Below are 11999 nucleotides of genomic sequence, written 5' to 3'. Positions count from 1 at the left end.
GCAGGTTTGGCGGGTGGGGTTATGGACAAGACACCTTCCGATGAAATTCCCGCCATCAGCAGCGCGCTTCGATGGGAGGAGGTTTCTCTTCCAGATTCGATATCCGAAGCTGATCTCGACCAGCTCATCTTTTCGGTCATGACCTCACGGTTGCAGAAGACCGCGATGATCATCGCCAGGGCAATGAAGCGTTGCGAGGAGCTCGATCTGGCAATCAATGAGGAGATCCTCGGCGCCCGCATCGGGGCGCTAGCAGAGTCTGATCGGATCGATAGCGCCGGCGATCTCCGCAAATGGCGTCATAGCGAAGTGCGACTGAAGGACTAGGCCGCCTGCCTCGAACGGTTACTGCCCGTTCAAAAGGCTGATCGCAAACCTCCCACCGACGATGAACATGTAAACCCCGAACGCCATCTCCAGCGCACGCTTCGACAGCGCATGAGCAACCTTCACCCCGATCGGCGCCGTGATCAGCGTGGTCGGCATGACCAGTATCGCGCCGATCAGCGACACGTAGCCGAGCGTGAAGGGCAGTTGCAGCGCGGTGACATCGGGAAAGCGCGCCGCGGCCGGCCAGCCGGCATAGACATAGCCGATCGCGCCGGGAATTGAGATCAATACCGCAATCGCCGACGAGGTCGCGACCGCCTGATGGATCGACCGGCCATAGAACGTCATCAGCAGGTTCGCGAACAGGCCGCCGCCGACGCCCATCAAGGTCGACAACAGACCGACGAAGAAGCCGTAGACGCGCATCAGAAAGCCCCTCGGCACATCGTCGCCGAGCTTCCAGTTGTCGCGTGCCAACAGCAGCCGGGCGGCGGCGGACCACGCCACTACCACGAACACGATCTTGAACAGCCGCTCCGGCGCGTAGCGCGCGGTGACGCTGCCGGCGGCCACCCCGATCACGATCGGCAGCCACCAGCGCCTGAGGATGTCCATGTCGACCGCGCCGCGGGCGTAATGGGCGCGAAACGACGCGAGCGAGGTCGGGATGATGATCGCAAGCGAAGTGCCGATGCAGAGCGGCATCCGCACCTCCAGCGGCACGCCGGCCAGCCGGAAGCATTCATAGAACACCGGCACCAGGATGGCGCCGCCGCCGATGCCGAACACGCCGGCCAGAAATCCCGACAGCGCCCCGACCGCGACCAGCAGCAGTGCGAGTTCGATGAGCTCCTTCGGATCGAGGCCGGCCATCATCTCGTTGAGCATCCCATCTCCAGAACCGGCGGCCGTGCATCGGCATGGCCGCCCGCGAGACTTAGCTGCTTCTGGAATCCGGGAGTATCCATTATCTTTTGCAGGCACCCTTGCGGAAAGCGGAAGGATCGATGGATCTGATGTCGGCCATGGCGACGTTTGTCCGGGCCGTCGATGCCGGCAGCCTGTCGGCGGCGGCGCGGTCATTGCCGAGTTCATTGACGTCGGTGAGCCGGCAGATCGCGGCGCTGGAAGAGTATTTCGGGACCCGCCTCCTGTTGCGCACCACGCGCCAGCTCGCCCTCACTGACGAGGGCCGGATTCTGTACGAACGCGCCAAAGCGATCGTCGGTGAGGTCAAGGAGATCGAGGCGGCGCTGTCGCGCGACCGTCACCAGCCGTCGGGGCGCATTCGCGTCAGCTCACCGAGCCTGATGGGCCGGCTGGTGATCGCGCCTCTGCTTGCGGAATTTTTGCGCCGCTATCCGGCGCTGTCGGTCGATCTCCTGCTGGTCGACCGCGCGGTCGACATGGTCGAGGAGGACATCCATCTCGCCATCCGCGTCGGCCGCCTGCGCGATTCGCAGCTGGTCGCGCGCAAACTTGCGGACATACGGATGATCGTTTGCGCTTCGCCCGCCTATCTCGCGCAACGCGGAACGCCGGAGACGCCCGGCGATCTCGTCCATCACGACTGTCTGGTGTTCTCGGATGCGCCCGGCAGCGCCGAATGGCGCTTCGCCGAGGACGGCAAAGCAGGCCGCAAAATCCGCATATCCGGTCGGCTCTGGATGAATAGCCTCGACGCGCTCGCGGGCGCCGCGAAGGAAGGCGCCGGCATCGTGCGTGTGCCGTCGTGGCAGGCCGAGGCCGATCTGGCCGCCGGCCGCCTGGTGCGGCTGCTCGCCGACTACGAGCCGGCGCCGGTGCCATTACACCTTATGTTTCAGCCGTCGCGGCTGGCTTCCCCGAAGATCAGGGCCTTCGTCGATTACCTCATCGAGCGCTGGCGCGGCGCCGATCCGTTCAGCGCGCAGCCCGCGAGTCGATAAAGAGAATCACTATTCAATTCTTAAACCGTGCCAGAGGGTTGTGGTATACCAAGCCGCTGATCAATCTCGTTTCATAGCCCCGTAGCAATGAACAGCGGTTCGATTCCAAGCGATTTGACCGTTGCGCGGACTGATTCGACTCCGTAAATAGAATTCATCTACCGCGCTCCCCAAAGGGCCGGCCGCGGTTCCACATAACATAAAGCCGCCGAATGACCGCCAGGATCGAACGACCGCTATCGCCGCATCTGCAGACCTATCGCGTCACCCTGACAATGGCGCTTTCCATCATCCACCGCGCCACGGGAATTGCGCTCTATTTTGGCACGCTGCTGCTGGCCTGGTGGCTGATTGCCGCAGCTTCCGGCCCCGGGGCCTACGCCAACGTTCAGGCCTTCACCGGCAGCATCATCGGCAAGCTGATCCTGTTCGGCTACACGTGGTCGCTGCTGCATCATCTGTGCAGCGGTATCCGCTACTTCTTCTGGGACCTCGGCTACGGCTTCGGGCCCAACGAGCGCGAAGCACTGACCTGGGGCGCGCTGATCGCGGGCATTTCGCTGACCGTCCTGGTCTGGATCATCGCCTACACGGTCGGAGGCGGACGATGAACGGCCCCTCCTCGATGCGCACGCCGCTCGGCCGCGTCCGCAATCTCGGTTCCTCGCATTCCGGCACCACCGATTTCTGGCGCCAGCGTCTCACGGCGGTGGCGATGGCGCTGCTGATCGTGCCCGTCATCGTGGTCATCCTGATGCTGATCGGGCGCAATCACGCCGGCGCCGCGCAAATCCTCAGCTCGATTCCGATCGCGATCATCCTGGTGCTCTTCATCATCGCCAGCACCTGGCACATGCGGATCGGCATGCAGATCGTGATCGAGGACTACGTGCACAACGAGAAGATCAAGCTCGCCAGCGTGATGGCGAATAATTTCTTTTGTATCGCGGTGGCGCTGGCGTCGATCTACGCGATCCTCAAATTGTCATCGGGAGTTTAACCCATGGCGGCTCAAGGTAACGGCAAGGCCACCAACGGCAGCGGCGGAACTGCAAGTGGTCCTGCCACCAACGGAAAATCCTATCCGATCGAGGACCACACCTACGACGTCGTGGTGGTCGGCGCCGGCGGCGCCGGCCTGCGCGCCGTGGTTGGCTGCTCGGAAGCGGGCCTGCGCACCGCCTGCATCACCAAGGTGTTTCCGACCCGCTCGCACACGGTGGCGGCGCAGGGCGGGATCTCGGCTTCGCTCGGCAACATGCATCCGGACGACTGGCGCTGGCACATGTACGACACCGTCAAGGGGTCGGACTGGCTCGGCGATCAGGACGCGATCGAATACATGGTGCGCAATGCGCCGGAAGCCGTCTATGAGCTCGAACACTGGGGCGTGCCGTTCTCGCGCACCGAGGACGGCAAGATCTACCAGCGTCCGTTCGGCGGCATGACCCTGGACTACGGCAAGGGCCAGGCGCAGCGCACCTGCGCCGCGGCCGACCGCACCGGCCACGCCATGCTGCACACGATGTACGGCCAGGCGCTGCGCCACTCGGCTGAATTCTACATCGAGTTCTTCGCCATCGACCTGATCATGGACGACCAGGGCGTCTGCCGCGGCGTCATCGCGCTCAAGCTCGACGACGGCACGCTGCATCGTTTCCGGGCGCAAACCACCATCCTCGCCACCGGCGGCTACGGCCGCGCCTACGCTTCCTGCACCTCGGCGCATACCTGCACCGGAGACGGTGGCGGCATGGTGCTGCGCGCAGGTCTGCCGCTGCAGGACATGGAATTCATCCAGTTCCACCCGACCGGCATCTACGGCTCAGGCTGCCTCGTCACCGAGGGTGCCCGCGGCGAAGGCGGCTATCTCGTCAATTCCGAGGGCGAGCGCTTCATGGAGCGGTATGCGCCCTCCGCCAAGGACCTCGCCTCGCGCGACGTCGTTTCGCGCTCGATGACCATCGAGATCCGCGAAGGCCGCGGCGTCGGCAAGAAGAAGGATCATATCTACCTGCACCTCGATCATCTCGATCCCAAGGTGCTGAACGAACGGCTGCCGGGCATTTCCGAATCGGCGAAGATTTTCGCCAATGTCGACGTCACCCGCGAGCCGATCCCGATCGTGCCGACGGTGCACTACAACATGGGCGGCATTCCCACCAATTATCACGCCGAAGTGCTGACCAAGAAGAACGGCGACGACAATGCGGTGGTGCCCGGCCTGATGGCGATCGGCGAAGCCGCCTGCGTTTCCGTGCATGGCGCCAACCGCCTCGGCTCCAACTCGCTGATCGACCTCGTGGTGTTCGGCCGCGCCGCCGCGCTGCGGCTGGCGGAAAAGCTGACGCCGAACGGCAAGCAGCCGGACCTGCCGGCGGGTTCTTCCGATCTGGCGCTCGGCCGGCTCGACCACTACCGCTACGCCTCCGGCGGCACGCCGACCGCAAAACTGCGCGAGGGGATGCAGCATGTCATGCAGAGCAATTGCGCGGTGTTCCGCACCGGCGAGATCCTGCACGAAGGCCAGAACCTGATACACAAGGTTCACGGCGGCATCGGCGACGTCGCCACCACCGACCGGTCGCTGGTCTGGAATTCCGACCTGATCGAAACGCTCGAATTCGACAATCTGATCGTACAGGCCGTGGTGACGATGGACTCGGCGGCCAACCGCACCGAAAGCCGCGGCGCCCATGCCCGCGAGGATTTCTCGGCGCGCGACGACAAGAACTGGATGAAGCATACGCTGGCGTGGATCGACCATGGCGGCAAGACCGCGATCGATTACCGCCCGGTGCACGACTACACGATGACGAACGACGTTCAGTACATCCCGCCGAAGGCGCGGGTGTATTGAGGAATCACACTCCGTCATTCCGGGGCGATGCGAAGCGTCGAACCCGGAATCTCGAGATTCCGGGTCTGGTCCTTCGGACCATCCCGGAATGACGAAAGGTTAGAAGAATGGCTGAATTCGCGCTTCCGAAAAACTCGAAGATCACAGGCGGCAAGGCTTGGCCGAAGCCGGCGGGCGCGACCGAGACGCGCGAGTTCAGGGTCTATCGCTGGAACCCGGATGACGGCAAGAATCCGAGCGTCGACACCTATTACGTCGACACCAACGACTGCGGGCCGATGGTGCTGGACGGCCTGATCTGGATCAAGAACCACATCGATCCGACGCTGACCTTCCGCCGCTCCTGCCGCGAAGGCGTCTGCGGGTCCTGCGCCATGAACATCGACGGCCAGAACACGCTGGCCTGCACCAAGTCGATGCATGACGTGGCCTCGGGCGGCGCCGTGAAGGTCAACCCGCTGCCGCACCAGCCGGTCGTGAAGGACCTAGTGCCTGATCTGACCAATTTCTACGCGCAATACGCTTCGATCGAGCCGTGGCTGAAGACCACCACGCCGACGCCGCAGAAGGAATGGAAGCAGAGCCACGAGGACCGCGAAAAGCTCGACGGCCTCTACGAGTGCATTCTTTGCGCCTGCTGCTCGACCTCATGCCCGAGCTATTGGTGGAACAGCGACCGCTTCCTGGGGCCGGCCGCGCTGCTGCAAGCGAACCGCTGGGTGACGGACTCCCGCGATGAAGCCACCGGCGAACGGCTCGACAACCTCGAAGACCCGTTTCGCCTCTACCGCTGCCACACCATCATGAACTGCGCCAAGGCCTGCCCGAAGGGTCTGAACCCGTCGGAGGCCATCGCCGAACTCAAGCTGAAGATGGTCGAGCGTCAGATCTAGCCGTGATGCCGTAGCCCGGATGGAGCTCAGCGAAATCCGAGATTCCCACAGCCGGACAGAGATTTTCCCGGATTGCGCTGCGCTCCATCCGGCCTACCGGGCTGACATCGCCACACCGAGCGGGCAACGACGCGAAAACTAAGGCTTCCCGGAGAAGTTGCGTCGCAGCCTGTCGGCAAACCAGATCGCATAAATTGCAACGAACGAGAGAACGAATAATTCCCCGGTCAACAGAAGAGCCTGTTCTGCCACTGACATCTGTTCCTCCCCGCATGCTTTGTTCGTTCACCGGTTGATGCCGGCGCGACTGCCGGGTAGCAGCCCTCCGTATCTTGCCCGCAATCGCCAACCCAACATTGCGTTGGATCAATTTCGGAACCGTCGCGGTCGCCCCCGGGGCTCCACGACCGGGCATTTGCAATTTGAAGCAAATCGGAACGCACCAGGATCGGTCGCGGCAGGCCATTCCGCGGTTCCATCGACGGGACTTTGTTCCCAACCAAGGATTGCGTTAAGCTCGGCGCGGAGCTGGAGCGAACGTGCAGACCGCGCAACGTAATTCGCTGAGACTGCTGCAATGGATGATGGTCGCTTCGCTGGCCCTTCCGTTGGCTCTGTTTGTCTTTGCATCCGCCGTCTCCTGGGTCTCGATCCGCGAAACCGCCGACCGCGAGATCGAACGCGCACTGGATGTCGCGCACGAGCATGCGCTGAAAGTATTCGAGACCATCGACCGCAGCCTGTCGGAGATCGCCGAAATCGTCCGCGACGTTCCCGACGCCGACATCGTTGCGCGCGAGCAGTTGCTGCATCTGAGGCTGAAGCAACTGGTCGCCTCGCTGCCCCAGGTGAAGTCGGCCTGGGTCTTCGACGCCAAGGGCCACGCGCTCGTCAACAGCCTCGTCGTCCCGGCCCCGGGGGTCGATTTTTCCGACCGCGATTATTTCAAGGTCCATGTGGCCAGCGATACCGGAACCTATATCGGCGACGCGCTGAAGCCGCGGCCGCCCTATCAGGGCGCCGCGTTCTTCGGCGTCAGCAGGCGGCGCCCTGGCGAGGACGGCAGCTTCGCCGGCGTGCTGCAGGCGTCCGTGTTCCCGGAATATTTCGAGAATTACTACGCCCGGATCGGCCGCGAGCCCGGCAGCTACTTCGCGCTCGGCCGGACGGACGGCACCATGCTCGCGCGTTTCCCGGTCATCGATCGCGACATCCGCCTCGACTCCAAGGGTCCGATCGGGGAAACAATCGCCGCCAATCCAACGGCCAACCTCGTCACCGTAACATCGCCGATCGACGGCATCGAGCGTCGTCTCGGCTACCGGCGGCTGGCGGAATACCCGATCTATGTCAGCGCCGGCCTCGAGACTTCGGCGATACGCGCGCGCTGGCTGTCCACCATGAGCCAGCATCTGATCTTCGGCGCGCCGGCCACCGCGCTGCTGTTTGCCCTGCTGGGGTTGGCTTTGCGCCGGACCCGTCATCTCTATTTCGAGGCCGAGAAGCGGCGGGTGGCCGAGGAAGCGCTCAAGCACGGCCAACGGCTGGAGGCGCTCGGCCAGCTCACCGGCGGCGTCGCGCATGACTTCAACAATCTCCTCACGGTGATCCGCGCGTCCGTGGACCTGCTGCGGCGGGCCGACCTGCCGGAGCCGCGGCGGCTGCGCTATATCGATGCGATCTCGGATACGGTGACCCGCGCCGCCAAGCTGACCGGGCAATTACTGGCCTTCGCGCGGCGGCAGACCTTGAAGCCGGAGGTGTTCGAGGTTGGGCGAAGCGTTCAGACGCTGAGCGAAATGATCAGCACCCTGATCGGTTCGCGCATCGAGATCGTCATCCTCGGCCCGGAAGAACCGTGCCTCGTCAACGCCGACGCCGGCCAGTTCGAAACCGCCATCATCAACATGGCCGTCAACGCGCGGGACGCCATGGAGGGCCGCGGACGGCTGACGATTGCGGTCGGCATGGCGGCCAGCCTGCCCAACGCCGCGCCGTTGTCGCAAAATCCCTATGGCTATGTTGCGGTATCCGTCGCCGACACCGGCAGCGGCATTTTGCCGGATCAGTTCGAACGCATCTTCGAACCCTTCTTCACCACCAAGCAGGCCGGCCATGGCACCGGGCTCGGCCTGTCGCAGGTGTTTGGCTTCGCCAGGCAATCCGGCGGCGAAGTCGCCGTCACCAGCGAGGTCGGCAAGGGCAGTATTTTCACGCTGTACCTGCCGCGCACCGCCGGCAGCGGCAAATCGCGGCAGCTGCCGGTCGAAGATGCGCGGGCGCTCGACGGGCGGGGGATGTCGGTGCTGGTGGTCGAAGACAACCCCGAAGTCGGGCAATTCGCCACCGACGCACTGGCCGATCTCGGCTACGCCACCCGCCTCGTCGGCAGCGCCGCGCATGCGCTTGAAGAGCTGGCCGTCGACGCCGATCGCTTCGATGTCGTGTTCACCGACGTGGTGATGCCGGGCATGACCGGCCTCGAACTCGCTCAGGAAATCTGCCGCCGCTACCCCGACCTGCCGGTCGTGCTGACCAGCGGCTACAGCCACGTGCTGTCGGAGCACGGCAGCCACGGTTTTGAGCTGCTGCAAAAGCCCTATTCCGTCGAGCAGCTCTCGCGCGTGCTGCACCGGATCGGCCGGCGGAAAGTCAAACAGGCGCCGACAGCCGCGTCATCCTGACGCCGCGATAGCCAGCGCACCTCCAATCGCGCTATTTTCAAAGTCCGCGCAATCCGGCAATTGACCGAGAAGAGAACGCATGGCCACCGAGCATCCCATTATCCTCCACCACTTTCCGCAATCGCCGTTCTCGGAAAAGATCCGGCTGATCTTTGGCCTCAAGAAGATTGCATGGACGTCCGTCGTGATTACACGGATCATGCCGAGGCCGGACCTGATGCCGATGACCGGCGGCTATCGGCGTACCCCGGTGATGCAGATCGGCGCCGACATCTATTGCGACACCCAGTGCATCATGCGCGAGCTGGAACGGCGCTTCCCGGAGCCGACCTTGTTCCCGGAAGCGTGCCGGGGTCTGGCCTCGGCCACGGCGATGTGGACCGACAAGGCGTTCTTCCAGGGCACCGTGAACCTGGTCTTCGGCACGCTCGCCGACAAGGTCCCGCAGGAATTCATCGCCGACCGCGAGAAACTCCGCGGCGCCAAATTCGACGTGGCCGCGATGACATCGGCGATCCCGCAAATGCGCGACCAGTTTCGCGCCAATCTGCAATGGATCGACTCGCAGCTCGCCGACGGCCGGAGCTGGATGTGCGGGGACCAGATCAGCCTCTGCGACATCAACGCCTACATGAACGTCTGGTATGTTCGCGGCAGTCTTCCCATCCTCGACCAGATACTCCTGGAATTTCCGGCCACGAAAAATTGGGAAACGCGGATGCGCGCGATCGGGCATGGCACTTCCAGCGAAATGTCGACCGCGGCGGCGCTGGAGATCGCGACCCGCGCTTCTCCAGAGACCGCCGAACTCGCCGATCCCCATGATCCGAACGGCCGCAAGCCGGGCGACATGGTGGCGGTGATGCCGGACGACTACGGCAAGATCGGCGTTCGCGGTGAGATCGTCGCGCTGTCGTCCCAGCACATCGCAATTCGAAGGCGCGACCCGATCGCCGGCGAGGTGATCGTGCATTTTCCGCGCGCGGGGTTTCTGGTACTGCCGGCATAAGCAGGGCGGAACCTGCCGGAACCTTTTGATTTGGTTGCCGTTGTGCCGTCATGGGCAAAGCAACCGTCAAATCGTCAGCGAAGAGAGCCGCCGCGAAGAAATCCGCAACGGCGAGCAAGAAGAAGCCGGATCCCGGCGCAGACACGCCGGAATCCGAAGAAAAATCGGAATTCGTTGAAGTCACCGCCGAAGGCGGCGACCACGTCGATCCGCCGCCGCCAGAAGTCGTCGAACCCGATCCGGAATTGTCGCCTGAGGAGGCCGAGCAGGTTCGCAAGGATTATCTGCTGACGCGGTTCTGGATCAGCGCGCGCGGCTATTGGGGGAAAACGGGCGACCGGCTGGCGTGGGTGTTCACGATCGGCCTCCTGCTCCTGATCGTCGCCAATGTCGGCTTTCAATACGGCATCAATGTTTGGAATCGCGCGATCTTCGACGCCATCGAGAAGCGCGACTCCGCCACCGTGTATTACCTCGCCGCGGTGTTCTTTCCGCTCGCCATCGGCAGCGTACTGCTCGGCGTCGCGCAGGTATTCGCCCGCATGGGCATCCAGCGCCGCTGGCGCGCCTGGCTGACCAATGCGGTGATCTCGCGCTGGCTCGCCAACGGCCGTTACTATCAGCTCAACCTCGTCGGTGGCGATCACAAGAACCCGGAATACCGCATCGCTGAGGATCTGCGGATCGCGACCGACTCGCCGGTGGATTTCGTTGCCGGCGTCACCTCCGCGTTCCTGTCGGCCGCCACCTTTATCGTCGTGCTGTGGACCATCGGCGGCGCTCTGACGGTGACGCTTGGCGGCTCGACGATGACGATCCCCGGCTTCCTGGTGATTGCCGCGATCGTCTACGCGGCCATCGCCTCGGGCTCGATCATGACGATCGGACGAAGCTTTGTGCAGGTGTCCGAGGACAAGAACCAGGCAGAGGCCGAATATCGCTACGCACTGACGCGCGTGCGCGAGAACGGGGAGAGCATTGCCCTGCTCGGCGGCGAGGAAGAAGAACGCGACGGCATCGACAAGAATTTCACAAAGGTTCTGCGGCAATGGGCGCGGCTGGCCGGGCAGCACATGCGCACCACGCTGGTGTCGCAGGGTTCGAGCCTCATTGCGCCCGTGGTGCCGCTGTTGCTGTGCGCGCCAAAATTCCTCGACGGCAGCATGACGCTCGGACAGGTGATGCAGGCGGCCTCCGCCTTCACCATCGTGCAGACCGCGTTCGGCTGGCTGGTCGACAATTATCCGCGGCTCGCCGACTGGAACGCCTGCGCCCGCCGCATCGCCTCGCTGATGATGTCGCTCGATGGGCTCGAGCGCGCCGAACGCGGCGACGGCATCGGCCGCATCAAGCGCGGCGAGACCGAGGGCGACGCCATGCTGAGCCTCAACGATCTTTCGGTGACGCTCGACGACGGCACCGCGGTGGTCGGCGAAACCGAAGTGGTGATCGGTCCCGGCGAGCGCCTGCTGGTGGCCGGCGAATCCGGCACCGGCAAGAGCACGCTGGTCCGTGCGCTGGCGGGGCTATGGCCGTGGGGCGGCGGCAGCGTCAATTTCCACCCCGACCGCCGGCTCTTCATGCTGCCGCAGAAGCCCTACATTCCCTCCGGCACGCTGCGCCGCGCCATCGCCTACCCCGGCGCCTCCGATGACTGGACCGTCGAAGCGATCGGCGAGGCCCTGCACAAGGTCGGACTCGATCATCTCAAGGAAAAGATCGAGGAAGACGGACCGTGGGACCAGACATTGTCGGGCGGCGAGAAGCAGCGATTGGCGTTTGCACGCCTGCTGCTACATAACCCCGACATTGTCGTGCTCGACGAGGCGACGTCGGCGCTCGACGAAAAAAGCCAGGACAAGATGATGGAGATCGTCATCAACGAACTGCCGAAAGCCACCATCGTCAGCGTCGCCCATCGCGTCGAACTGGAAGCGTTCCACAGCCGCAAGATCGTGTTGGAACGCCGCAAGGGCGGCGCCAAACTCGTCAGCGACATCGACCTGATCCCGCGCAAGGGCAAGCGCCGCCTGCTCGGCCGCTTCTTGCGCAACCGCAAGGGAACGAAGAAAGCCGCGTGATGCCGTGGTCCCGCTATTAGCGCTCGGGATTGACTGCCGCATTGGACGGCATGGCTGACATGGCCGGACTTGCTATTCGCCCGGCCGGACCGCGAATGACCCCGAACTGCCTTGGCTTGGTGCAAAATTCAAGCCCTTCGGGGCTTGACCATTAAAATTCCAGAACACGCAACGCGGTGTCGGTTCGGCGAGCTTTCGATCGTCTTGAAGCGGG

The 11999-nt window shown here is 63.8% G+C and carries 10 protein-coding genes; 9 read left to right on the top strand and 1 reads right to left on the bottom strand.

Annotated features, from left to right (window positions below; all coding sequences use genetic code 11):
* Positions 1-21: 21 nt before the first annotated feature.
* Entirely contained in the window at positions 22-327 is a 306-nt protein-coding gene (locus tag ACPPVP_RS01950) for a DUF3658 domain-containing protein (RefSeq protein WP_426530788.1), read from the top strand.
* An 18-nt stretch (positions 328-345) separates the two neighbouring features.
* On the opposite strand, the gene ACPPVP_RS01945 is transcribed toward ACPPVP_RS01950, so the two are convergent.
* Entirely contained in the window at positions 346-1206 is an 861-nt protein-coding gene (locus ACPPVP_RS01945; RefSeq protein WP_426538389.1) for a sulfite exporter TauE/SafE family protein, read from the bottom strand.
* A 131-nt stretch (positions 1207-1337) separates the two neighbouring features.
* On the opposite strand from ACPPVP_RS01945, the gene ACPPVP_RS01940 reads away from it, so the two are divergent.
* From ACPPVP_RS01940 to ACPPVP_RS01905, 8 genes are all read left to right on the top strand, one after another.
* Entirely contained in the window at positions 1338-2258 is a 921-nt protein-coding gene (locus tag ACPPVP_RS01940) for a LysR family transcriptional regulator (RefSeq protein WP_426530786.1), read from the top strand.
* 212 nt (positions 2259-2470) lie between these two features.
* The gene (gene sdhC, locus ACPPVP_RS01935; protein WP_426530784.1) at positions 2471-2869 is read left to right on the top strand and encodes a succinate dehydrogenase, cytochrome b556 subunit; all 399 of its coding nucleotides are present in this window, start codon (positions 2471-2473) and stop codon (positions 2867-2869) included.
* Positions 2870-2883: 14 nt separating this feature from the next.
* The gene (sdhD, locus tag ACPPVP_RS01930) at positions 2884-3258 is read left to right on the top strand and encodes a succinate dehydrogenase, hydrophobic membrane anchor protein (protein ID WP_426538387.1); all 375 of its coding nucleotides are present in this window, start codon (positions 2884-2886) and stop codon (positions 3256-3258) included.
* Between the two features lie 3 nt (positions 3259-3261).
* Positions 3262-5118: a succinate dehydrogenase flavoprotein subunit gene (sdhA, locus tag ACPPVP_RS01925; RefSeq protein ID WP_426530782.1), complete on the top strand. Its 1857-nt coding sequence runs from the start codon at positions 3262-3264 to the stop codon at positions 5116-5118.
* A gap of 107 nt (positions 5119-5225) precedes the next feature.
* Positions 5226-6011, top strand: a complete 786-nt coding sequence (locus ACPPVP_RS01920) for a succinate dehydrogenase iron-sulfur subunit (protein WP_426530780.1) — start codon at positions 5226-5228, stop codon at positions 6009-6011.
* A gap of 539 nt (positions 6012-6550) precedes the next feature.
* Positions 6551-8695, top strand: a complete 2145-nt coding sequence (locus ACPPVP_RS01915) for an ATP-binding protein (RefSeq protein ID WP_426530778.1) — start codon at positions 6551-6553, stop codon at positions 8693-8695.
* A gap of 79 nt (positions 8696-8774) precedes the next feature.
* On the top strand, positions 8775-9704 hold the full coding sequence (locus ACPPVP_RS01910) for a glutathione S-transferase family protein (protein ID WP_426530776.1): 930 nt from the start codon (positions 8775-8777) through the stop codon (positions 9702-9704).
* 50 nt (positions 9705-9754) lie between these two features.
* Positions 9755-11785: an ABC transporter ATP-binding protein/permease gene (locus ACPPVP_RS01905; protein ID WP_426530774.1), complete on the top strand. Its 2031-nt coding sequence runs from the start codon at positions 9755-9757 to the stop codon at positions 11783-11785.
* Positions 11786-11999: the final 214 nt, after the last annotated feature.

It is taken from the genome of Bradyrhizobium sp. McL0615 (assembly GCF_049993905.1).
GTDB lineage: Bacteria > Pseudomonadota > Alphaproteobacteria > Rhizobiales > Xanthobacteraceae > Bradyrhizobium.
Note: the sequence above shows the minus strand (reverse complement) of the source record. Positions and strands in the feature narration are given on the sequence as shown.

What these genes read in the sequence shown, in the direction of transcription:
- ACPPVP_RS01940 (WP_426530786.1), top strand. Translation starts at nt 1,338, where the DNA reads ATGGATCTGATGTCGGCCATGGCGACGTTTGTCCGGGCCGTCGATGCC.
- ACPPVP_RS01950 (WP_426530788.1), top strand. Translation starts at nt 22, where the DNA reads ATGGACAAGACACCTTCCGATGAAATTCCCGCCATCAGCAGCGCGCTT.
- ACPPVP_RS01945 (WP_426538389.1), bottom strand. Translation starts at nt 1,206, where the DNA reads ATGATGGCCGGCCTCGATCCGAAGGAGCTCATCGAACTCGCACTGCTG.
- sdhC (WP_426530784.1), top strand. Translation starts at nt 2,471, where the DNA reads ATGACCGCCAGGATCGAACGACCGCTATCGCCGCATCTGCAGACCTAT.
- sdhA (WP_426530782.1), top strand. Translation starts at nt 3,262, where the DNA reads ATGGCGGCTCAAGGTAACGGCAAGGCCACCAACGGCAGCGGCGGAACT.
- ACPPVP_RS01920 (WP_426530780.1), top strand. Translation starts at nt 5,226, where the DNA reads ATGGCTGAATTCGCGCTTCCGAAAAACTCGAAGATCACAGGCGGCAAG.
- ACPPVP_RS01910 (WP_426530776.1), top strand. Translation starts at nt 8,775, where the DNA reads ATGGCCACCGAGCATCCCATTATCCTCCACCACTTTCCGCAATCGCCG.
- sdhD (WP_426538387.1), top strand. Translation starts at nt 2,884, where the DNA reads ATGCGCACGCCGCTCGGCCGCGTCCGCAATCTCGGTTCCTCGCATTCC.
- ACPPVP_RS01905 (WP_426530774.1), top strand. Translation starts at nt 9,755, where the DNA reads ATGGGCAAAGCAACCGTCAAATCGTCAGCGAAGAGAGCCGCCGCGAAG.